We start from the raw sequence: 21307 nt of genomic DNA, 5'->3' as shown, positions 1-21307 counted from the left end.
GCGGGGCGGCGCGGTGCGGTGCGGGGGCGGCGCGGTGCGGTGCGGGGGCGGCGCGGTGCGGTGCGGAAAGTCCGTCCTGCCGCGTACGGGTGGAACGGGGGGCGCGGAAAAGCCCCGCCCCGTCGCGTACGGGGGAGAACGCGACGGGGCGGGGCGGTCCTGCGTGGGGGACGAGGGTCCCCGGTGGGGTCAGCTGAGGTGGAGCTGCTGGCCCGGGTAGATGAGGTCGGCGTCCTTGACGATGTCCTTGTTCAGCTCGAAGAGCTTGTTCCAGCCGCCGGAGACGTGGTGCTTCTGGGCGATCTCGCTGAGGCTGTCGCCCTTGACGACCTTGTATTCGCCGTCGCCCTTCGGGACGGTGATGCCGGTGTCGGTCTTGACCGTGCCGGTGGTCGACTTCGGGGTGGTGTGCTGCTGCTGCGGGGCCTGGCGCTCCTGGCTGCGCGAGGCGCTCTGGTCGCTGGAGGAACGCTCCTGCGGCTGCGACTGCTGACCGCCACCGCTGGGGTTGACGCCCGGGTCGACGCCGTCGTTGCTGAGGTTGCCGGCGCCGGCGCAGGACCAGGCACCCGGGCCCTGCATGTCGAGGAGGCGCTCGGCGGTGGCGATCTGCTGGTCCTTGGTGGCCAGGTCGGCGCGCGAGGCGTACTGGGTGCCGCCGGCGGCGGCCCAGGAGGACTGGCTGAACTGGAGGCCACCGTAGTAGCCGTTGCCCGTGTTGATGGACCAGTTGCCGCCGGACTCGCACTGGGCGACAGCGTCCCAGGTGGAGGTCGAGGCGGCGGAGGCGCTGCCGGTCGCCATCAGCGGGACGGCGATCGCGGCACCGGTGACACCGGCGAACGCGACGATTCGGGTGGTACGACGGCGACGGTGCTTGGCCTTGCCGGAAAACAGCATGGAGGGTCTCCTCACCGACGCCTACGAGGTGAGCTGTCGGGTTCGGGCCTGTGAGTTGCCCGGCCGGACGGCGGCTGCCGCCCGGCTTCACCCCTAGCCCCGGACCGGCGCCCGGTCTCCCGGGCGCCGGCTGGGACGCAAACCTTGGTTCCCCCGCTCCTGCCTTCGGCGCGTGACGCGACGACTGTCCCGAAACGGGCGCCGGCAGGATTCGGCGTGACGACCGTCGGGGCCTCCCGGTGGGGAAGCGAGCACGACGTTAAGCAACAAATCAGCGGAACTTCAAAGACGATCAGGGCGGTTGAGACTCATGTCTCACTCGACCCCTACCGGACAATAACGGACAGACACGGTCAACCGCTTGTCCGGTTATCGCCCTGAATCCGCACCAAGATCCAGGCTCTGGCCAGGAAGAATGAGGTCCGGGTCAGTCCCGATGATCTTCTTGTTCTGCTCGTAGAGCCCGGTCCAGCCGTCGGCGAGCTCGTGCGCCTCGGCGATGCTCCAGAGATTGTCCCCTTCGCGCACCTTGTACGCGTCCGTCTTGTCCGCCCCGTCCGCACCCTTCTGACCCTCCGTGTCCGTGGCCGCGTGACGCCCGCCGGGGGCGGAGCGGTCGGCACCGGAGTCGCGGTCGTCGCCCGACGTGGCGGACGTCTCGCCGGAGGGGTCGCCGCCGGGGACGGTGGTCGACTCGGAGGGCGAGGCGGAGCCGGTGGCGTCCGCGGTCTCGGAGGACGAGGCGGAGGAGTCGGGCTTCGCGTGCTTGCCGCGGCTCTGCCCCGCGGCGCCGTCCTTGCCCGTGGCGCCGTCCTTGTCCTTGCCGGAGGGGCTCGCGGAGGCGTCGGCGGAGGGGGCCTCGCCGGAGGCGTCGGCGTCGGGCGTCTTCGAGGCGGAGGGGTCGGCGCTCGCCGAGGACGAGGAGGAAGCGTCCGCCTCCTTGCCCTTCTTCTCCTTCTTGTCCTGCTTGTCCGTCTGCGCCTTGCCCGTCTCCGTGGCGCTCGGCGTGTCCTGCGGTGCGGGCGTCGAGGCCGTCGAGCCGTCCTCGGCGGTGAGCCCGGCGCTCAGGGCGCAGCCGGGCCAGGCGGAGGGGCCCTGGGTCGCGAGGATGCGCTGACCCACCTGTATCTGCTGGGCGGGCGTCGCCATGTCGGCACGGGGCGCGAGGTCGAGACCGCCGTTGGCCTCCCACTCCTCGTCGGAGAGCTGGAGGCCGCCGTAGTAGTCGTTGCCGTTGTCGGCCGCCCAGTCGCCGCCGGTCTCGCACTCCACGAGGCGGTCCCAGGGACCCTGGTCGGCGCTCGCGGTCCCCGCGCCGAGGAGGGGGATGGCGATGGCGGAGCCGGTGACCCCTGCCGCGATGACAAGGGCCGGGGCCTGGCGGGGGCGTCGGTGGCGACCGTTCCCGGAGAGCATGCGGTGCCTTTCGCAAGCAGCTGAGGGGTCAGCTGGTGGGACAGATGATCCGGACGTGAACGTAGCGGGATTCGAACGCTCGTCACAAGTCGATGCAGCACTGATCACGCGAACATCACATTATTGACGCGCGTTCAGTTCACGACTGCTCACATCCCTGTCCAGAGGGTGTGAAACGGACGGGAAGGGTGCGTAGGCCGCGCATGATGAGGCCGCCGCGCCAGCGCAGTTGTCCGGGGTCCGCGTCGAGCGCGAGGTCGGGGAGGCGCGTGAAGAGGCGGGCGAGCGCGGTCTTCCCCTCCAGGCGGGCGAGCGGGGCGCCGAGGCAGTAGTGGATGCCGTGGCCGTAGCCGAGGTGCTGGTTGTCGCGGCGGGCGAGGTCGAGCGTGGCGGGGCCGGGGAAGCGGGCGGGGTCGCGGTCGGCGGCGGCGAGGACGACGAGGACGGGGTCGCCGGAGCGGATCTGCCGGCCCGCGAGGTCGAAGGACTCGGTGGCGTAGCGCCAGGTGGCGAGTTCGACGGGGCCGTCGAAGCGGAGGAGTTCCTCGATGCCGGTGGTGAGGAGGGCGTCGCCGTGGTCGGGGCCCGCCAGGGCGTCGTGGAGCGAGGCGCGCTGACCGGGGTGCTGGAGGAGCGCGAACGTACCGTTCCCGATCAGGTTGACGGTCGTCTCGAAACCCGCGAAGAGAAGGATGAAGGCCATGGCGGCGGCCTCGTTCTCGGTGAGGTGCTCGCCGTCGTCGGCGGCCTGGATGAGCGCCGAGATGAGGTCGTCGCCGAGGTCGCGGCGTTTCCTGTGGATGAGTTCGGCGAGGTAGCCGCGCATCTTGCCGACGGCGCGGCCCACGCCCCCGCGCGGGCCCTGTCCGTGCCGGATCATCATGCCCGCCCAGTCGCGGAAGTCGTCCTGGTCCTCGCGCGGGACGCCGAGGAGGTCGCAGATCGCGTAGATGGGGAGCGGGAAGGCGAACTCGTGGATGAGGTCCGCGCTGCCGCGCGCGGCGAAGCCGTCGATGAGGTGGTCCGTCAGCTCGGCGACGCGCGGCGCGAAGGCCGCGACGCGGCGCGGTGTGAACGCCTTCGAGACGAGGCGGCGCAGCCGGGTGTGGTCGGGCGGGTCGATGTTGAGCAGGTGCGTCATCAGCTCGGCCTTGCGCTCCCCCGGGATACCGGTCTTCCCCCGCGCCCCGGCGCCCTCCGCGTGGTGCGCGGGGTTCTTCGAGAGCCGGGGCTCGGCGAGCGCCCGCCGCGCGTCCTCGTACCGCGTCACGAGCCACGCCTCGACACCGCTCGGCAGCCGGGTCCAGGCGACGGGCTCGTGCTCGCGCAGCCAGGCGTAGGAGGGGTAGGGGTCGGCGGCGAACTCCCGCGAGAAGAGGGCGGGGGCGTGGGGGGTGGGGGCCTCGGCGGGGAGGGGGGTGCGGGGCATAGGGAGACGGTAGCGAAGCGCGCGGTGGGGGCGGGGGTGGGTCGCCGTCCGGCGGGGGTGGCCTCTTCGGGGGCTCCGCCCCCGGGCCCCCGCTCCTCAAACGCCGGAGGGGCTGGATTGTTCGGGCCGGCGCTGAATTGGTCGGGCGGGCGCTGGATTGGTCGGGCGCCGCTGGATTGGTCGGGCGGGCGCTGGATTGGTCGCGCCGCCGCTGGATTGCTCGGGGGCGCTGCTCAGTTGCCGGGTGTCAGTACCAGGCGGCCGAATACGTTTCCCGTGTCCATTTCCGCGTGTGCCGCTGCTGCCTCGGTCAGGGGCAGGGTCGCGTGGACGACCGTGGCGAGGTCGCCCCGGGCCGCCGCCGCGAAGTGGGTGGTCCGTAGCGTGCGCAGGGCTTCCGGGGCGATCGTCGCGAGGCTCAGCGTGGCGAAGGTCAGCGACTTCTGGAAGGCCGTCATCAGGTGCGTGCCGAAGTCCTCGGGCGGCTGACCACCGACCGCCCCGACGCTCACCAGGCGGCCGTTCGGGGCGAGGAGGCCGAGGAAGGCGGGGAGGTCGGGGCCCGAGACGACGTCCAGGATCACGTCGTACGGGGCCGCGCCGGGCGTCGGCGTGCGACCGGTCGTCTCCGCGGCGCCGAGCGCGCGGAGGCGGGCCGCGCGGTCCGGGGCCGACGCGGTCGCCGTGACGACGGCGCCCGCGCGGGCGGCGAGCTGTACGGCGGCGATGCCGAGCGAGCCCGAGGCGCCGCGCACCAGCACGCGCTCCCCCGCCGCGAGCCGCGCGCGGTCGAGCCCGAAGTGCGCGACCGCCCCGGCGCTGCCGAGCGTGACGGCGGCGGCGGGGGTCAGGTCCGGTGGGAGGGGCACGAGCTGGTCCGCGGGGGCGAGGACGTACTCGGCGTAGCTCCCGCCCGCCCCGCTCGCCGCCCACACGCGGCGCCCGCGCCAGGCCGGGTCGACCCCGGGGCCGGTCTCGGTGACCGTACCGGCGGACTCGCCGCCCGGGACGAAGCCGGGCGCGAAGCCGTACGCGGCGAGCGCGCCCCGGCGGATGAGGACGTCCACGCCGCCGACGCCGATCGCCTCCGTCGCGACGAGGACCTGGCCCGCCGCCGGGCGAGGGGTGGGGAGGTCGACCGTCTCCAGGCCCTCGGGCTCGCCGAAACTCCTGATCACGATGGCTTTCACGGGTGCGCTCCTTCGGCGTCGGGGTCTCTCCCGGACCGTAACGGACGCCCCCGTCCGGTTGGCTAAAGTGAGAGCGTGACCGACGATCTCTCTCGGAGCGGACGGGCCGAACAGGCCGGACAGGCCGGACGGGCCGGACGGGCCGAACAGGCCGGACGGGCCGGACGGGCCGAACAGGCCGGACGCGCCGACGCGCGCGAGAACCGGGAGCGGGTTCTCGCCGCCGCCCGGGACCTCTTCCGTGCCGAGGGCGTGGACGTGCCGCTGCGCGAGGTCGCGCGGCGGGCCGGGGTGGGGCCCGCGACGCTCTACCGGCACTTCGCGACGAAGCAGGCGCTGCTCGCCGAGGCGTTCGCCGAGCCGTTGCGCGCGTGCCGCGAGATCGTGGCGGCGGGGGCCGCCGACCCGGACCCGTGGCGGGGGCTGTGCGCGGTGATCGAGGGCCTGTGCGCGCTGCACGCGCGGGACCGGGGCCTGACCGAGCTGTTCCTCTCGCACCTGACGGGCCCGGACATCGCGGCGGCGGCGCGGGGCCGCGCCGAGGACCTGCGCGCGATGGCCGGCCTGGCCCGGCGGGCCCAGGCGGCGGGGAGGCTGCGCGCCGACTTCGTCCTCGACGACCTCCTCCTGATGCTCCTCGCCAACAAGGGCATCCACGGCGGCCCCGCCCCGGTCCCGCCCGCGGCGTCGGCCCGCTTCGCCGCCTACGTCGTCCGCGCGTTCGCGGCGGACCCGGGGCGCGAGGGGGAACTGCCGGGGGCGGTGGGGGTCGCGAGGGCGCTGGGACTCTCGGGCCGACCGTCGTCCTGACGCTGGGCCCGCCCCCGCCCCGCGCCCCTGCCGTCCCGGCCCCGCGCCCCCTGCGCCTCCCGCCCCGCGCCCCTACACCTCCCCCGGCGCCACCAGCCCCGACTCGTACGCGAAGACCACCGCCTGGGCCCGGTCGCGCAGGCCGAGCTTCGTGAGGACGCGGCTCACGTGCGTCTTCACCGTCTGCTCGGCGAGGACCAGGCTCTCGGCGATCTCGGCGTTGGACCGGCCGCGCGCCACGAGGGTGAGGACCTCGGTCTCGCGCTCGGTCAGCGCCTTGAGGCGCAGCGCGGGCTTCCCGGGGGCGGGGCGCTGCCGGGCGAAGTCGGCGATGAGGCGGCGCGTCACGGAGGGCGCGAGCAGGGCGTCGCCCGCCGCCACGACCCGTACGGCGGCGATGAGGTCGGCGGGCGGCGCGTCCTTCAGGAGGAAGCCGCTCGCCCCGGCCCGCAGCGCCTCGTACACGTAGTCGTCGACGTCGAAGGTCGTGAGCATCAGGACGCGCGGCCGGTGCGTCACGCCGGGCGGCGGCGCGAGGAGGCGGCGCGCGGCCTCCAGGCCGTCCATCTCGGGCATCCGTACGTCCATGAGCACGACGTCGGGGTGGGTGCGGCGGCTCAGCTCGACGCCCTGGGCGCCGTCGGGGGCCTCGCCGACCACGTCGATGTCGCTCTGGGCGGCGAGCAGCGCGGCGAAGCCCGCGCGCACCATGGCTTGGTCGTCGACGATGATGACGCGCGTCGTCACGTGCGGTCCCTTTCGGTCAGGGGGAGCCGGGCGGCCACCCGGTAGCCGCCGTCCGGCAGCGGGCCGGTGTCCAGGGTGCCGCCCACGAGCCGTACGCGCTCGCGCATTCCGACGAGACCGTGCCCGGTCCCGCTCGTCTCCAGCGGTCCGCCGGGCGGCTCGGGCGGCGGCTCGTTGACGACGAGGACGGTGAGCGAGGCGCCGTCGGAGGAGAGCGCGACACGGGCGGGGGCGCCGGGCGCGTGCCGGACGACGTTCGCGAGCGCCTCCTGGACGATCCGGTACGCCGAGAGCCCCACCGCCTCGGGGACCCCGGCCTCGCAGGGGGCGTACTCCACGGGAATCCCCGCCCGCGCCGTCGCCTCCACGAGCCGCCCGATCTGCGCGAGGCCCGGCTGCGGCGCGAGTTCGCCGCGCGTCTCCTCGTTGCGCAGTACGCCGAGCAGCCGGCGCATCTCGCTCAGCGAGGCGCGCGCGGTCGCCGCGATGGACGTGAACTCCTCGCGCACGTCGGGCGGTACGTCGGCGAGACGGTAGGCGGCGGTGTCCGCCTGCACCGTGATGACGGACATGTGGTGCGCCACGACGTCGTGCAACTCCCGTGCGATGCGCGTCCGTTCCTCCAGCAGTGTGCGCCGGTCGCGCTCGGCCTCGCTGATCGCCTCCTGCGCGACGAGGCGGCGGTTGACCTCGTACCGCTCCTTGAGCGCGGCGGCGAGGACGAGCGCGACACCGCTGAGCACCGCGAGGACGATGCCGTTGGCGTGCGCGTCGTCGGGCCGCAGGAACTCCAGGACGGCGGTCGCGCCCGCCGTCGCGAGCCACACGCCCAGGAGCGTCCGGCGGCTCTCGCGCAGGCCGAGGGCGAGGCAGAGCCCGAGGTACCCGACGATCACGGGGGCGGGGAACGGCCACAGCAGCGGCTTCCCGAGATCGGTGGAGAGCAGAACGAGCGCCCCCATGACGTCCACCGCGAAGATCACGTACCAGGCGGTCAGCGGGCGGACGACGGCGAGGAGCAGCGGCGCGGCCTGCGCGATGGCGAGCGCGCTCGCGAGTCCGCCGTCGAGCCGGTAGTCCGAGACGAGCAGGTTGAGCTGGACGGGCAGCAGGACGACGGCGAGTACGAGCGCCACGCCCCACGGCAGCAACCGCGTCCACGGGCTCCGCGCCCCCGCGAACAGCGCGCGGTACTCCTTCGCCGAGTTCGCGGGCCCGTTCTCCGAGGTCGTGGGCCCCTTCTCCGAGGTCATGCGCTCCACCCTCTAACGCGCGACGCGACGGTGTCCGCGGACGCGCGGAATCCGGCCACCCCACACAACGCCACCCCACGCATCGCCACCTCACACATCGCCGTCCCACACATCGCCACCTCGCACATCGCCGTCCCACGCACCGTCATTCCGCGCGCCGCCGGCCGACGCCGCGCCGCCCCGCACACCGCCCTCACGACCCGGCTCACGCCGCCGCCACCTCCCCGATCTCCCCGCGCCGCACGACTCCCCACGATCCCTCACGCGGCCAGCGCGAAGTACCCGAACCCCGCCGCCAGCACCCCCACCGCCACCGCGCGCACCGCCCCGGTCCGCTTCCACGGCTCCTCCAGCGGCCTCGCGTACTTCGTGATCACCACGAGCAGCCCCGCGAAGAGCGGCATCCACGCGAGGCGCGCGAGCACCCAGCCGACCGTGTCCGGCGCGGTGGTCAGCCCCGGGAGCGCGCCGAGGAAGGAGCCGGGGATCGCGGCGGCGAGCATCGCCGACTGGTGCCAGCACAGGAGCGTCATCGCCGACAGGTTGACGAGCACCACGGGGGCCCACAGCGCGGGCCGCCGCAGCAGGCGCGCGAGCCGCTCGCGCAGCAGGATCGCCGCGCCGCACTGGGCGGCGGCGAGCGCGAGGACGAGCAGGGACGGCGGGTGCGAGTTGGTCCGGGCCTCGCCGGGCACCCCCACCATCGACACCGGGTAGTGGAGGACGAGCAGGAGCGTGGCGAAGAGCGCCGTGCCGCCCCCGAGGAGCAGCCACCCCCCGCGCCGCCCGAGGCGCCCGTCCCCCCAGGAGACGCCGAGCTGGTAGGCGAACATCCAGCCGGGGAGCAGGTTCAGCAGGCTCAGCCACGAGGGCATCGCGTCCGCGTACGGCCCGTACCGCAGGAGGTCGACGACGGCGACGGAGCCGAGCAACGGCAGCGCGGCCCACGCGCCGAGCCGCTCGGAGGCGCGGACGCAGTACGGCGTGAGGGCCGTGACGACCGCGTAGACGCCGACGAACCACAGGGGCTGCACGACCAGGGTCGCGGCGGTGTGCAGGGTGTCGGCCGGGACGCCGAGGCCGTAGTGGAGGAGCGGGAGCAGCAGCGCCCACACCGCGGTGACGCCGAGGAGCGGGCGGCCGAGGCGCTTGACGCGGCCCGCGGTCCACTGCCGCGCGGAGCCCGTGCGGCGCCGGTAGGAGAGGTACGAGGCGTGGCCGCCGACCAGGAAGAAGATGCCCAGCATCTGGAGCACCCAGCTCGCCGGGGCCAGGCCGCCGAACGTCGCGAGCGGGCTCGCGTTGTGCAGCCCGCCGCCGCTGTCGCGCGTGAGCCCGCCGAGGAGCCAGTGACCGGTGGGGACGGCGAGGAGCGCGAGCGCGCGCAGGCCGTCGAGCGCCCGGTCGCGGTGGGGCGGGGTGCGCGCGTCGAGCCGGGCCGCCAGCCGCGTGAAGCCGGTCGTCGTCCTCATCGCAGCTCACCTCCCGCGATGGCGCCGAACGCGGTGAGCGTGGAGGTGCCGGGGGTGAAGTAGGCGTCGTGGGCCGGGACGTCGGTGGCGGGCAGTACGGTGGCGCCGAAGCCGGGTGAGGTGGGGCCGGGGCCGTGGCCGAGGCCCAGGAACTCGGTGTGCGGGACGTGCGTGATCCAGTCGTGCGGGGACTCCGCGGCCCAGACGTGCGCCCCGGTGCGGAGCGCCGCGACGTTGTCGGCGCGCATGCCGGGCGAGCCCATGACGACGAGGTCGCGGGCGTCGGTGCGCGAGGCGGCGAGGCCGCAGACGACGGAGCCGTAGCTGTGGCAGAAGAGGGCGGGGGCGGGGAGCCCGGCCGCGTCCAGGCCCTCGGTGAACCGGGTCAGCCGCTTCGCGCCCGCCTCGGCGAGCCGGCCCGTCGCGAGGTCGACGCCGATGCCGTCGGGCGTCGTGTACCCGGCCCAGGCGATGACGGCCGTGTCCTCGCCCGCCGCCTCCCGGAGGTCGGTGGCCCACCGCGTGAGGCGGGCGGAGGACGCGAGGTCGATGTCCGAGCCCGGGACGACGACCGCCACGTGCGTGGCCGTGTCCAGGTCGCCCACGACCCGCGCGACGAGCCCGCGCCCGCGCGGGTCGTACGCCAGCACGTGCGGACCGGCCGCCGCGTTGGCCTCGTACCGGAGGGCCACGGGGACGCCGTCGAGATTGCCGACGACGCCCGGGTGCGCGGCGACGAGCCGGTGCCGCTGCGGGCCGCTGAGCCCGGCGAAGAAGGCGGCGACCTCGGCGGGGCTCGCGGTGACGGGGTCGGGCAGCCTCGCGCCGAAGGAGTCGTCCGCCCGCCAGGCCGCCGTGCCGGGAGGCGGACCGCCCGCCACGGCCTCCCCGCTCGCCGAGGCCCAGCCCGCCGCGCCCCCGACGAGCGAGAGGGCGAGCAGGGTGGTCAGTAGGGCGCGTGCCAGCGCGGTCCGGAAGCGCCGCGCGCCGAAACGTCCCGCCCCGGAACCCCCCGCCCCGACCGCGTCAACCGCCCCGACCGCCTCAGCCGCCTCAGCCGCTCCAACCGGTCCCGCCCTGAAATGTCCCGCCCCGAGGTCTCGCATTCCCCCGTCTCCCTCCCTGTCGTCCGTCCTGACGGGAGGGAAGGTAGGAAGACGGCGTACGGCCGGGCATCACACCGGGGAGCCACGTCGCGGGTGGTACCGGGGTAGCGGGCGGGCGCCCCGGCCGGTACCCGGGTAGGGGGTCGCCCCCCGACACCGCCGGACAGGGGGCGGGCACATACCGGCAACTCGCGCTTCGGCCCGCCCTCTTGACCCCCTCCCCGCCCCGTCGAAGAATGACCCGCTGACAACGTTGTCTCAGCGGCTGGAGGGCATCCCCCACATGTCATGGCCTCATCGATTCCGCAGGCGGGGCGCGGTCGCGCTGCTCGCCGGAACGCTCGTGGGCGGTGTGCTGCTCGCGCCCTCCGCGCAGGCGGTCACCGGGCACGCGCCGGGGCGGGACCACCTCACCGACCTGGTCAATCCCTTCATCGGCACCTCGAACGAGGGGAACACCTACCCCGGAGCGGCGGTGCCCTTCGGCATGGTGCAGCTCTCCCCGGACACCGGTCACACGACCGGCTACGACTACCAGCAGGACCACATCAAGGGCCTGAGCCTGACCCACATCTCGGGCGTCGGCTGCGGGCTCGGCGGCGATCTGCCCGTCCTCCCCACGACGGGGGACATCACCGAGACGGACGACGCGAAGTACGCCTCCGCGTACAGCCACGACGACGAGGAGGCCCACCCCGGGTACTACCGGGTCGGCCTCAAGACGTACGGCGTGCGGGCGGAGGCCACCGCGACCGAGCGGACCGGGAAGCAGCGGTACACCTTCCCGGCGACGGACAAGGCGAACGTCCTGCTCAACGCCGGTCAGTCGCTGCACCGGACGGTCTCGACGAAGGTCGAGGTCCTCGACTCCCGCACGGTCCGCACCGCCATCACCGGCCGGGGCTTCTGCCAGGACACCGTGCCGTACACCGTCTACACGATCACGCGCTTCGACCGGCCCTTCGCCTCGTACGGCACGTGGGCGGACGGCAAGGTGACGGCCGGTGCGAAGTCCTCGGCCGCGAAGGAGGGCGGCAACGGCGCCTACGTGCGCTTCGACACCCGCAAGGACCGCACGGTCGAGGCGACGACCGCCCTGTCCTACGTCGACGCGGCGGGCGCGGCCCGCAACCTCAGGGCGGAGGGCGGGACTTCCTTCGACCGGGCGCGCCGCGCGGCGGACGCGACGTGGGAGAAGCGGCTCGGCACGGTCGCGGCGCAGGGCGGTGACGAGACGCTGCGCCGCACCTTCTACTCCTCGCTCTACCGGTCCTTCCTCGCCCCGAACCTCGGCGCCGACGTGGACGGCCGCTACACCGGCTGGGACCAGAAGAAGCACCGCGCCAAGGGCTTCACGTACTACCAGAACTGGTCGCTGTGGGACACGTACCGCACGCAGACCCAGCTCCTCTCGCTGCTCGCCCCGCACGAGGCGCGGGACATGGCGCTGTCGGTGCTGCGCGTCGACAAGGAGAGCGGCTGGCTGCCCAAGTGGGGGTACGGGACGGTCGAGACGAACATCATGACGGGTGACCCGGTCACCCCGTTCCTCACCAACGCCTACCAGCAGGGACTGCTCAAGGGCCACGAGGAGGAGGCGTACCGGGCGCTGCGGAAGAACGCGGACGGGGTGCCGCCCGCGGACTCCCCGGCGGTCGGCCGCGAGGCCAACGCCCAGTACCTGAAGGACGGTTACGCGCCGTACATCAAGGGCCGCCCGCACGCCAAGCCAGGTGACTCGGACTTCGACCACGGCGGTTCCGCGACGCTCGAATACGCCCTGTCCGACGCCATGCTGAGCCGGATGGCGAAGGACCTCGGGCACGACGCGGACGCGCGCCGCTACGCGGAACGCGCCCAGAACTACCGGAAGATCTTCGACCCCTCGACCGGCTTCTTCCGCTCCCGCGACGCCTCGGGCGCCTTCGCCGGGCCCGCCGACCCCGCGCAGAGCGAGGGCTTCCACGAGGGCACGGCGTGGCAGTACCAGTGGATGGTGCCGCAGGACCTGCCGGGCGTGATCGGCCTGATCGGCGGCCAGGACGCGGCGCGGCAGCGCCTCGACTCCTTCTTCGCCTACGACCAGCTCGTGGCCGACCCGGCGAAGACGGCCCGCGAGGTGTGGGTCAACGGCCCGTACGACTACTACAACGCGGACAAGTACAACCCGCAGAACGAGCCCGACCTCATCGCCCCGTACACGTACCTGTCCACGGGGCAGCCGTGGAAGACCACCGATGTCGTGCACGCGGCGCTGACCCTGTTCACCGACACCCCGACCGGCATGACAGGCAACGACGACCTCGGCACGATGTCGGCCTGGATGGTGCTCTCGGCGATCGGCGTGTACCCGGTGCAGCCGGGGACCGACACCTGGAGCCTGTCGACGCCGGTCTTCGACCGGGTCGATCTCACGCTGGACAAGCGCTACTACCCGGCGGGCCGCTTCACGGTCACGGCGCCGGGCACGTCGGCGGACCAGAGGTACACGCGGTCCGTGCGGCTCGACGGCAAGGCGTGGGACCGCACGTACCTGACGACGGACGACCTGCGCGAGGGCCGGCGGCTCGACTTCGCGGTGGGCACCGAGCCCTCGTCGTGGGGCACGGCGGCGGGCGACGCGCCACCGGCGGTGACGCCCTCGCGGCCGTAGCGGCGGCGGGGACGGTACGGGGCGGGTCCACCGGCAGCGCGACGGTGGACCCGCGCCCGTGTGTGCGCCCTACGCCTCCTCCGCCGCGTCCTCCGCCGCGCTCCCCTTCGCCGTCTCCGCGCGGCGGATCGCGTCGCGGTAGGCGCGGGCGGAGGCGCGCAGGGACGCCTCCGGGTCGACGCCCGCCGCGTCGGCGCGGGCCGCGAGCGCGAGGAGGGCGGGGCCCCAGTCGGCGCCCGGCTCGGGCACGGGGACGGGGAGTCCCGCCGTACGGGCGCGGGCCGCGAGCTTCGCGGCGAGCGAGAGCGCGGGCTGCGCGAGCGGGATGCCCTCGGTGACGGAGGCGCGCTGCTTCTCGTCGGCCTTGGCGGCGAGCCACAGCGTGCGGACCTCGTCGGGGGTCTCGGCGCTCTCGTCGCCGAAGACGTGCGGGTGGCGGCGGATCAGCTTCTCGACGAGCGCGCCCGCGACGTCGTCGACGGAGAAGGGGGCCTCGGTGTCGTCCTCGGCGATACGGGAGTGGAAGACGACCTGGAGCAGGACGTCCCCCAGCTCCTCGCGCAGCTCGTGCCGGTCCCCGTCCTCGATCGCCTCGACCAGCTCGTAGACCTCTTCGAGCGCGTACTTGGCGAGGCCCTCGTGCGTCTGGCGGCTCGACCAGGGGCAGTCGAGCCGAATGCGGTCCATGACCTGCACGAGGTCGATGAGGCGGGCGCCGGGGAGGTCGTACGAGGCGGGCAGCAGCTCCAGCTCGGGCATGGTGTGCCGCCCGGAGCCCGCGAGCGCGGCGAGGCGGTCGGTGAGCTTGTGCTCGTCGGCGCCCTCGCCCGCCACGACGACGACCGTCGAGCCGTCCGCGCAGGCGGCGACGAGTTCCTCGGCGGCCGGGACCCCGGTCTCGACGCCGACCCCGGCCTCGCGCAGGTACGGGAGCTGGGGGTGCTCCGCGTCCGCGCACAGCACGCGGGCGGCGCCGCGCAGGGTCTGCCAGGCGCGCCAGGACAGCAGCCCTGGCGCGACCCGGTGACTCGTGGTCAGCAGGACGATGCGGCCGGTGCCCCTGCTGTCCCCGGGGCTGTCGGGGCGGTCTTCCGGGCCGTTTCCGTGGCTGGTTTCGTTCACCACGGCAACGTAACCCAGGCGGGGCCGCGTCCTCGGTCAGCCCTGCCCCGTTTCGGCGCCGGTCCCCTCCGGGGCGCCCGCGTCGGCCCCGGCCGCCTCGCCGGAGGGGGCGCGGCTGACGTCGCGCAGCCAGGCCGGGCGGGCGTCGGCGCGGGTGGCCTTCGCGGCGTCCCACGTGCCGTAGCGCGGGTTGACGTCGACCTTGAGCTTCTTCGCGGTCGCCGCGAGGGTCTTGTCGACGGTCGCCTTGCCGTCCGGGCTCGACGGGTCGGCGCCGAGCGCCGCGTACAGCTTCTGCTCGGCGATGTTCTCGCGCAGGGCGTCGTCGAGGCGGGACGGCGGGACGCCGTACCGGGTGAGCCATTCGACCTTGAGGCCCTGCTCGCCGCCCGCCTGCTGGGTGAGCTGCGCGCGGGCGCTCTGCACCTCGGCGCGGCTGACGGTGACGCCCTTGTCGGCGGCGGCGCGGGCGACGACGCGGTCGCGCACCATGCCCTGGAGGGTGGGCCGCGCGAGGCTGCCGCTGCCCGAGATGATGCGCTCGGAGGTCTGCGCGTCGGAGCTGAGTTCCCGTACGGCGTCGTGGAGTTCGCCGACGCGGTGCTGGAGCTGCGCCTCGGTGATCCGGGTGTTCCCCACGACGGCGGCGGCGCCCGGGTGCGCGGTGCCGCCGCAGGCGCTGAGCAGGGGCGCGGCGGCGAGGGCGAGGGCGGAGAGCGCGGAGGCGCTGAGGCGACGGCGGGCGTGGCGGCGCGTGGGGGTCCCCCCGGCCGAAGGCTGGCGGCGCGTGGGGGTCCCCCCGGCCGAAGGCTGGCGGCGCGTGGGGGTCCCCCCGGCCGAAGGCTGGGGGCGGATGGAGCGGCGGTGCAAGGTGGGCCTCCCTGCGAGCAGTTTGTGCGTCGATGCACAAAGTCCGGAGTCGATCGTAGGAGGTGGCCGCGCGGAGGGCCACCACCTTGGCGCAACGAGTCGGGACGGGGAAGCGGTACGGGGTCCTTCGGGACGGTACGGGGCCCTGCGGGGGCCGGACGGGGGCCGGACGGGGGCCTGCGGGGGCGGGACGGGCTGTCATGCGCCGCCCGCTCTCAGGGTTCCGCTGTGCCCACCCGTTCCGCCCCCGCCGAACGAATGCCCACAGCGGAACCCGGGTGGGGGCTCAGCCCGTGAGCGCGACCGGGCCGTCCCAGGCGCTGCGGTCGACCGTGATCGTGTAGGCGCCGCGCTTCTCCTTGCTGTTGACCATGTACTGGTGGCCGCGGCTGTGGTCCGTGTACAGGCTCTTGGACCAGGGCCAGTCGCTCGTGGTCGTGTTGACCTTGTCCCACTTGGCGTACCAGAGGTTGCCGGGGAGGTCGGTGCGGTCCTTCGCGGTGGCGATCGCGGCGGCGCTGGAGCTGCTGAAGCCGTAGAAGCCGCCGCGGTAGATCTTGCCGCGCAGGGTCTTCGTGAAGGCGCGCGTGTAGGAGAGCACGGCCTTGGCGCAGGAGGCGTTCTTGGTGTCGTACGGCTCCATGTCGAGGAAGATCGGGCTCCCCTTTTTCATGCCGAGCGCCGCCGCCTTCGCGACCGCGTCCGCGCCGTCCTTCGCGCCGAGCGCGGAGGCGTTGGCGGTCGTCATCTTCTCGGGGTTGGCGCTCTTCTGGCACGGCGGCTGCGCGCCCACGTACAGCGGGATCAGCTTCCAGCCCTGCTTGCTCACGGTCTTGACCCACGAGGCGGTGAGCTGCGGTTGCGCGCACCCGCGGTTCTTGCCGCCGATGTAGACGGCGGCGGCCCCGTAGAAGCCGGTGTGCCACGCCTTCATCGCGGCGCTCGACGGCGCGGTGCACGTGTCGAAGGCGCGCCCCTTGAACGTCTTCTGCGCGGGCCACACGGTGCTGGCCCCCGCCTGGGTCGCCGCGAAGACCCCCACCCCCGCGACGACGGCCGCGCTCGTCCCGAGGGCGATCCACCGCCCCCGCTTCGACCGTCTGTGACTGCCGCCCCGCTGACCGGACTTGGTCATGTTTTTCCCCACCCTTGACTTACCTGCCGAGATCACCCGCATCGCGAGCACCGCAAGATATCGCGCGCGGGCGCGGCAGGGGACACGGGTGCCCCGGTCGGCGTGACGGGCGGTTCACCGCGTGGCGGCGGTCACCGCGCGGGGGCGGTCACCGCGCGCGGAACCGCGCGGGGGCCTTGGTCGGGGCCGTGCCCTCGGGGAGTTTCTGGTCCGGGCAGGTCGTGAGGACCTTCTTCATCGCGGCCTTCTCGGCGGACGTGACCCACAGCCCGTACTTGGCCTTCACCGCGACCTGGCCCGCCACGTACGTGCAGCGGTAGCCCTTGTTGCCGGGGAGCCACGTCGCCGTATCGCCCTCGCCCTTGCTGCGGTTGGGGCCGGCGCTCACCGCGAGGAGGTTGAGGGGGTCGTTGGCGAGGGCGATCCGCTTGCTCGCCTCCCACTTCGACGCGCCCTTCTGCCAGGCGTCCGAGAGCGAGACGAGGTGGTCGATGTCTATCTTGCTCGCGCCGCGCGTGAAGCGGATGTCGTCGCCCGAGTACGGGTCGTCGTTGAGGACGCCGCTCGCGATGACGCAGTCCCCGCTCTTGTACTTCACGTCCTTCAGGTCGCGCTTGAGGATGTCGTTGCGGGTGTCGCAGTGGTTGGAGTCCGTGTCGGCCCACGCGGAGCCGAACTTGTCGCGGTCGTAACCGGTCTTCGGAGCGCGCCCCTTGACGGTCAGCCCGTCCACGGCCTTGAGCGCCGAGCCCTCCGCGCCCCGCGCCGCGGGCTCGCTCGCGGAGCCGCCGCTCGCGCCCCCGCCCGACACCTCGACGTCCTTGCATCCCGCCGCGCCGAACAGCAGCCCGCCGAGCGCCACCGCGCCCACCGCCGTGCCCGCGCCCCGCCGCACCCCGTACCGCATCTCGCCACCCCTCACCCGCCACCGGTCCCTCCGGCCGCCCCCTCTGTGTACCCGGCCGCCGGTCCGGAATACCGGGCGGGGTGGCGTACGCCCCGGGCGCAAGGGAATCCGGCACCGCATGACACCGCATCACGGGCTGTGGCTCGCCGAGGCGCACACCCCTTCGCCCTTCTCCTTCGTCGTCCTCGCGATCATCTTCGCGCTGTCCGTCACCCAGCTCGTGAGCCCCCGGCTGTTCTGGCGCCTCAACCGCCCCCTCCAGCGGCCCTTCGTGAAGGACTACGACGCGACCGAGCCCTCCACGAAGGGCTACGCCGTCATGCGCCTCACCGCGGGGATCGTCGCGGCGGCCTGCCTGGTCTTCCTGGTGACGGCGCTGCGCTGACTTCGGCGCACGGCCCGCCGGGCCCGCTCCATCCGCCGAAAGATCGCCCCCTACCTCCGCAGTGCCTCCGCCGGTTGGATGCGGCTTGCTCGCCAGGCCGGGTAGAGGCCGGCGAGGAGGCCCGTCGCGAGGCCCACGAGCGGTGCCGCCGCGACCGTCGCCGGGTCCACCACGGGCGTCCACTCGCGCCACGCCGAGACCACGACGACCAGGACCGTTCCCAGGCTCGTGCCGATCAGGCCCCCCAGCACCCCCAAGGCCCCCGACTCCGCGAGGAACTGGGCCATGATGTGCCGCGCCCCCGCGCCGAGCGCGCGTCGCAGCCCGATCTCGCCCGTACGTTCCAGGACCGCCACGAGCGTCGTGTTCGCGATGCCCACCGCGCCGATCACGAGGCAGATCGCGGCGAGGAGGAGGAAGAGCCGGGACAGGTCGGAGGTGACCGAGGAGCGCAGCGAGCGCGGGTCGGGGGGCGGGGTGGCCTTGAGGTACGAGGGGTGCGCGGGGTCGAGCGCGACGGGCGCCTCGTGCGCGATCTGGCGGGCCGCCCCGGGGCGCGTCTCGATGAGCATCTGCGTGCCGCCGCGCTTCGGCGCGCCCCACACCCGGTCGGCCGTGCGGGGCGGCACGACGACGTTGAGGAGGAGTTCCGGTTTGCGGCGGACGTCGGAGAGGATGCCGACGACCGTGAACGCCTGACCGTCGATGAACACGGCGGGCCGGGTCGCCGTCGTCGTGATGCCGAGCCGGGTCGCGAGCCCTTCGCCGAGGAGGGCGACGGGCGTGTCCGAACCGGCGAGGAAGTCGTCGTAGAGGCGGCCCTCGGCGACCGAGGCGCCCGCCGCGTCGAGCATCCCGGGCGAGGCCGCGTACACCTTGACCTGCTCCGTCGTGCCGCCCGCGACCGGGCTTCCGGAGACGCCGCCGCTCGCCGCGCCCTCCACCTCCCAGTACAGCCCCGCGTGCTCGACGCCGTGCAGCCGCTCGATCCGCCGCTCGGCGTCCTCCGGGAAGGAGACCCCGGCGAACTCGTCCTGCTGCGCGCCGACGTCCCGCACGCTCACCTCGGTCGCCGACAGGAGGCTGAAGCGGTCGTCGATCTGCGAGGACGTCGTCGCGGTGAGCCCGAGCACGGCGACGAACGTGCCGACGCCGAGCACCGTGCCGAGCGCGGTGAGCGCGGAGCGGGCGGGCCGCTGGAGCATCCCGGAGACGGCTTCGGAGAGCAGGTCGCGGCGTGAGAGGCGGGAGGGCTCGATGCGGGGGCCGCGCGGCGTCCGGGAGGCGAGGCCGATCACGCGGGCACCTCCCGGTCCCGGACCGTCTCCGTCAGGCGGCCGTCCCTGATGCTCACCGTGCGGCTGCCGTGCGCGGCCACCGCCGGGTCGTGGGTGATGACGAGGAGCGTCATGCCCTCGCCGTGCAACTCGTCGAGCAGGCGCAGGATCTCGCCCGCCGTCGCGGTGTCCAGGTTCCCCGTCGGCTCGTCGCACAGGAGCAGCGAGGGGCGCGCGACGAGGGCGCGGGCGACGGCGACGCGCTGGCGCTCGCCGCCGGACAGGCGCGTGGGCAGCGCGTCGGCGCGGTGCGCGAGGCCGACGCGGGCGAGGGCGGTACGGGCGCGCTCGCGGCGTTCGGCGCGCGGGACGCGGCGGTAGACCATGGCGAGCTGCACGTTCTCGACGGCGGTGCGGTGCGGGAGCAGGTGGAAGGACTGGAAGACGAAGCCGATACGGCGCCCGCGCAGCGCGGCCCGCTCGTGCTCGGCGAGCCGCCCGGTGTCGATCCCGTCGAGCAGGTAGGTGCCCTCGGTGGGCGCGTCGAGCAGACCGACGACGTTGAGGAACGTGGACTTCCCCGAGCCGGAGGGCCCCACGACGGTCACGAACTCGCCGGGCCGCACGCTGAAGTGGCAGGGGCGGAGGGCGCGCACGGCGGGCGGCCCGGGATAGGTGAGCCCGGTGCCGCGGAACTCGACGACGGGGGGCGGCGGGGGCGGGTCGCCGTCCGGGCCGCCCTCGTACGGGGGCGGGGCCGCGCCGTCCTCGTACGGGCCCGGGGCCGCGCCGTCCTCGTCCGGGGCCGCGCCCCGCTCGCGCCGCCGTCCCCGCCACGGCCCCCTCATGAGCCGCCGCCCGCGCGGCTCGCGCCCGTCACGACGCGGTCGCCCTCCACGAGCTTCTGGCCTCCGGCCGGGCGGACCTCCACGTAGCCGTCCGCCTGCGCCCCGGTCCTGACCTCGACGCGGGTCTGGGCCCCCGAGGCGCGGACGACGGTGACCGCGCGGCGGCCGTCCGCGCCCGCCGAGACGGCGGTGACGGGGACGACGAGCACGGGCCCGTCCGTCGCGCCCGCCTGGATGCTCACGCGCAGATCGGCCCCGGCGAGCGCGGCGGGGAGCTTCTTCGTGGTCTGGACGGTCATGCGGTAGCCGGTGGCCTGCGCCTCCCCGCCCGAACCGCCGTCCTGCGACGGGTCGTTGCCGTCCTCCCCGCCGCCCGCTGCCCCGTCGCCGCCGCTGCCGCCCGCGCCGCGCGCGGCGTCCTCGGCGCGCTGCGAGTCGACGCCGGAGACGGTGGCCTTGTAGGTGCGGCCCGAGTTCTCGTCGACGACCTCGGCCTTCGCGCCCGTGCGGACCAGGCCCTTCTGGTTGTCCTGAAGGTAGGAGGTGACGAGGAGTTCTCCCGAGGAGACGGTCATCGCCGTGCCGTTGACGTGCGCGCCCACGGCCGCCGAGACGGTGCCGACGCGGGCGGGGAAGGCGGTGAGGTAGACGACTTCGGCGGCGGGCAGCATGGGCCCGGACTTCGCCTTCGCGTCGTCGTACCGCTCCTCGGCGCGCGCCAGGTCCTCCTGCGCGCGCACGACGGCGCGGCGCGCGCTCGGGTCGTCGGCGGCGGCCGGGCCCCCGACGAGCGCGCCCCGTTCGCCCTGCGCGGAGGCGCCGGGCTTCTGCGGGCCCGGGTCGGTGGGGGCGGAGGGGTCCGGGGCGGGTGACGTCCCCGGGTCCGTACCGCCGCCCTGGTCCTTGCCACCGCCCTGCTCCTTGCCGTCGTCCTGGTCCTTGCCGCCGCCCGTGCCCGTCGTGGGCGCCGTGCTCGCCTGTGCCGCCGCCGTGCGCGCGTCCTCCAGCGCGCGGCGTGCCGCGAGCACGGCGTCGGCGGCGCCCTGGAGCGCTTCGCCGTCGTCGTCCGTGGCGGGGCGCGGGTCGTAGCCGAGTGCCCGGTAGAGCGCGCTGAGGGCGCTCTTCGTGCCCGCGCCGAAGGAGCCCGAGGTGTCGCCGCCCGTGCCGTGGCCGAGCGAGCGGAGCGCGGCCTGGAGCTGGCGCACGTCGTCGCCGCTCGTGCCCGGCTTGAGGTCGCGGTAGACGGGGGTCGCGCCGCGCAGGGCGATGACGGGGCGGCCCGAGACCTCCATGAGGACGGTCCCCTCGCGCACCGTGTCCCCGGCCTTGAGCGGGAGCTTCGTGACGATGGGCTCCGCGCCGTCCGCGCCGCCCGCCGTCGCGGGGGCGATCTCGCTCGTGCGGGAGGCGCCCGCGGTGCCGCGCACGACGATGTTCTGCCGCAGCACGCGCTTCTCGACGGGGGCTTCGAGCACGTCGGGGGGCGGGGCCTTGCTGTCGGCCGCCGCCTGCGCGGGCGACTTCACGAACTGCGCGGCCCCGAGCCCGGCCCCGGCGAGCACGACGGCCCCGGCGACGACGACGGCGACCCAGCGGCGCCGGGTCATGCGGAAGCCGGTCCGGGCGGCGGGGACGGGCGACTCCGGGGCGGGCGGCTCGGCGGCGGGTGCCTCGGCGGCGTGTGCCTCTGCGGTGGTCGGCTCGGCGGTGGACGGCTCCGCGGTCCGCGCCGGGAGCGGCACGGTCTTCTCCGCCGGTGCCGGCTCCTCCTCGGGGCGGACGTTCAC

General features: G+C 74.7%; 18 protein-coding genes and 1 riboswitch. Of the genes, 3 read left to right on the top strand and 15 right to left on the bottom strand.

What is annotated here, in order from left to right:
- Positions 1-189: 189 nt before the first annotated feature.
- From STTU_RS19220 to STTU_RS19205, 4 genes are all read right to left on the bottom strand, one after another.
- Positions 190-900, bottom strand: a complete 711-nt coding sequence (locus STTU_RS19220) for a transglycosylase family protein (RefSeq protein ID WP_007825893.1) — start codon at positions 898-900, stop codon at positions 190-192.
- A gap of 3 nt (positions 901-903) precedes the next feature.
- Positions 904-1081: riboswitch (cyclic di-AMP (ydaO/yuaA leader) on the bottom strand.
- A 188-nt stretch (positions 1082-1269) separates the two neighbouring features.
- Positions 1270-2316 carry a LysM peptidoglycan-binding domain-containing protein gene (locus STTU_RS35925; RefSeq protein WP_007825885.1) on the bottom strand — a complete coding sequence of 349 codons (1047 nt, stop codon included), beginning with the start codon at positions 2314-2316 and terminating at the stop codon, positions 1270-1272.
- Between the two features lie 139 nt (positions 2317-2455).
- Complete coding sequence (locus STTU_RS19210) at positions 2456-3745, bottom strand: cytochrome P450 family protein (RefSeq protein ID WP_007825884.1); 1290 nt, start codon at positions 3743-3745, stop codon at positions 2456-2458.
- 233 nt (positions 3746-3978) lie between these two features.
- Complete coding sequence (locus tag STTU_RS19205; RefSeq protein WP_043255713.1) at positions 3979-4935, bottom strand: quinone oxidoreductase family protein; 957 nt, start codon at positions 4933-4935, stop codon at positions 3979-3981.
- 75 nt (positions 4936-5010) lie between these two features.
- Here STTU_RS19205 and STTU_RS19200 point away from each other — a divergent pair, with 75 nt between their 5' ends.
- Positions 5011-5745: a TetR/AcrR family transcriptional regulator gene (locus STTU_RS19200; protein ID WP_007825879.1), complete on the top strand. Its 735-nt coding sequence runs from the start codon at positions 5011-5013 to the stop codon at positions 5743-5745.
- Between the two features lie 72 nt (positions 5746-5817).
- On the opposite strand, the gene STTU_RS19195 is transcribed toward STTU_RS19200, so the two are convergent.
- From STTU_RS19195 to STTU_RS19180, 4 genes are all read right to left on the bottom strand, one after another.
- Positions 5818-6492 (bottom strand): response regulator, encoded by a 675-nt coding sequence (locus tag STTU_RS19195; protein WP_010276817.1) that lies wholly within the window; start codon positions 6490-6492, stop codon positions 5818-5820.
- On the bottom strand, positions 6489-7745 hold the full coding sequence (locus STTU_RS19190) for a sensor histidine kinase (RefSeq protein ID WP_043255711.1): 1257 nt from the start codon (positions 7743-7745) through the stop codon (positions 6489-6491). The genes STTU_RS19195 and STTU_RS19190 overlap by 4 nt, the downstream gene beginning before the upstream one ends.
- 260 nt (positions 7746-8005) lie before the next feature.
- Positions 8006-9217, bottom strand: a complete 1212-nt coding sequence (locus STTU_RS19185; protein WP_043255709.1) for an acyltransferase family protein — start codon at positions 9215-9217, stop codon at positions 8006-8008.
- Positions 9214-10323: an alpha/beta hydrolase gene (locus STTU_RS19180; RefSeq protein WP_007825874.1), complete on the bottom strand. Its 1110-nt coding sequence runs from the start codon at positions 10321-10323 to the stop codon at positions 9214-9216. The genes STTU_RS19185 and STTU_RS19180 overlap by 4 nt, the downstream gene beginning before the upstream one ends.
- A gap of 283 nt (positions 10324-10606) precedes the next feature.
- Here STTU_RS19180 and STTU_RS19175 point away from each other — a divergent pair, with 283 nt between their 5' ends.
- Complete coding sequence (locus STTU_RS19175) at positions 10607-12976, top strand: GH92 family glycosyl hydrolase (RefSeq protein ID WP_007825873.1); 2370 nt, start codon at positions 10607-10609, stop codon at positions 12974-12976.
- A 69-nt stretch (positions 12977-13045) separates the two neighbouring features.
- On the opposite strand, the gene STTU_RS19170 is transcribed toward STTU_RS19175, so the two are convergent.
- The 4 genes from STTU_RS19170 to STTU_RS19155 all read right to left on the bottom strand — a co-directional run bounded on the left by STTU_RS19170 (position 13046) and on the right by STTU_RS19155 (position 17010).
- Positions 13046-14101 carry a nucleoside triphosphate pyrophosphohydrolase gene (locus STTU_RS19170; RefSeq protein ID WP_007825872.1) on the bottom strand — a complete coding sequence of 352 codons (1056 nt, stop codon included), beginning with the start codon at positions 14099-14101 and terminating at the stop codon, positions 13046-13048.
- Positions 14102-14134: 33 nt separating this feature from the next.
- Positions 14135-14968, bottom strand: a complete 834-nt coding sequence (locus tag STTU_RS19165; protein ID WP_007825871.1) for a SurA N-terminal domain-containing protein — start codon at positions 14966-14968, stop codon at positions 14135-14137.
- Positions 14969-15254: 286 nt separating this feature from the next.
- Positions 15255-16103 (bottom strand): glycoside hydrolase domain-containing protein, encoded by an 849-nt coding sequence (locus tag STTU_RS19160; RefSeq protein WP_007825870.1) that lies wholly within the window; start codon positions 16101-16103, stop codon positions 15255-15257.
- A gap of 148 nt (positions 16104-16251) precedes the next feature.
- The gene (locus tag STTU_RS19155; protein WP_007825869.1) at positions 16252-17010 is read right to left on the bottom strand and encodes an HNH endonuclease family protein; all 759 of its coding nucleotides are present in this window, start codon (positions 17008-17010) and stop codon (positions 16252-16254) included.
- A gap of 118 nt (positions 17011-17128) precedes the next feature.
- On the opposite strand from STTU_RS19155, the gene STTU_RS19150 reads away from it, so the two are divergent.
- Entirely contained in the window at positions 17129-17395 is a 267-nt protein-coding gene (locus STTU_RS19150; protein WP_007825868.1) for a DUF6199 family natural product biosynthesis protein, read from the top strand.
- A 50-nt stretch (positions 17396-17445) separates the two neighbouring features.
- On the opposite strand, the gene STTU_RS19145 is transcribed toward STTU_RS19150, so the two are convergent.
- Genes STTU_RS19145 through STTU_RS19135 form a run of 3 tightly spaced genes read right to left on the bottom strand, consistent with a single transcriptional unit; the run spans position 17446 to position 21307 of the window.
- Positions 17446-18693 carry an ABC transporter permease gene (locus STTU_RS19145; RefSeq protein ID WP_009066374.1) on the bottom strand — a complete coding sequence of 416 codons (1248 nt, stop codon included), beginning with the start codon at positions 18691-18693 and terminating at the stop codon, positions 17446-17448.
- Positions 18690-19520 carry an ABC transporter ATP-binding protein gene (locus tag STTU_RS19140; protein ID WP_043255706.1) on the bottom strand — a complete coding sequence of 277 codons (831 nt, stop codon included), beginning with the start codon at positions 19518-19520 and terminating at the stop codon, positions 18690-18692. The genes STTU_RS19145 and STTU_RS19140 overlap by 4 nt, the downstream gene beginning before the upstream one ends.
- A complete protein-coding gene (locus tag STTU_RS19135) occupies positions 19517-21307 on the bottom strand; it encodes a hypothetical protein (protein WP_007825865.1) in 1791 nt (596 codons plus the stop codon). The genes STTU_RS19140 and STTU_RS19135 overlap by 4 nt, the downstream gene beginning before the upstream one ends.

The sequence above is a fragment of the Streptomyces sp. Tu6071 genome (genome assembly GCF_000213055.1).
Lineage (GTDB): Bacteria > Actinomycetota > Actinomycetes > Streptomycetales > Streptomycetaceae > Streptomyces > Streptomyces evansiae.
Note: the sequence above shows the minus strand (reverse complement) of the source record. Positions and strands in the feature narration are given on the sequence as shown.

Bases quoted from the DNA above. Each gene is read 5' to 3' on its own strand.
- STTU_RS19175 (WP_007825873.1), top strand. From the start codon at position 10,607: ATGTCATGGCCTCATCGATTCCGCAGGCGGGGCGCGGTCGCGCTGCTC.
- STTU_RS19210 (WP_007825884.1), bottom strand. From the start codon at position 3,745: ATGCCCCGCACCCCCCTCCCCGCCGAGGCCCCCACCCCCCACGCCCCC.
- STTU_RS19185 (WP_043255709.1), bottom strand. From the start codon at position 9,217: ATGAGGACGACGACCGGCTTCACGCGGCTGGCGGCCCGGCTCGACGCG.
- STTU_RS19150 (WP_007825868.1), top strand. From the start codon at position 17,129: ATGACACCGCATCACGGGCTGTGGCTCGCCGAGGCGCACACCCCTTCG.
- STTU_RS19140 (WP_043255706.1), bottom strand. From the start codon at position 19,520: ATGAGGGGGCCGTGGCGGGGACGGCGGCGCGAGCGGGGCGCGGCCCCG.
- STTU_RS19220 (WP_007825893.1), bottom strand. From the start codon at position 900: ATGCTGTTTTCCGGCAAGGCCAAGCACCGTCGCCGTCGTACCACCCGA.
- STTU_RS19180 (WP_007825874.1), bottom strand. From the start codon at position 10,323: ATGCGAGACCTCGGGGCGGGACATTTCAGGGCGGGACCGGTTGGAGCG.
- STTU_RS19155 (WP_007825869.1), bottom strand. From the start codon at position 17,010: ATGCGGTACGGGGTGCGGCGGGGCGCGGGCACGGCGGTGGGCGCGGTG.
- STTU_RS35925 (WP_007825885.1), bottom strand. From the start codon at position 2,316: ATGCTCTCCGGGAACGGTCGCCACCGACGCCCCCGCCAGGCCCCGGCC.
- STTU_RS19160 (WP_007825870.1), bottom strand. From the start codon at position 16,103: ATGACCAAGTCCGGTCAGCGGGGCGGCAGTCACAGACGGTCGAAGCGG.
- STTU_RS19190 (WP_043255711.1), bottom strand. From the start codon at position 7,745: ATGACCTCGGAGAAGGGGCCCACGACCTCGGAGAACGGGCCCGCGAAC.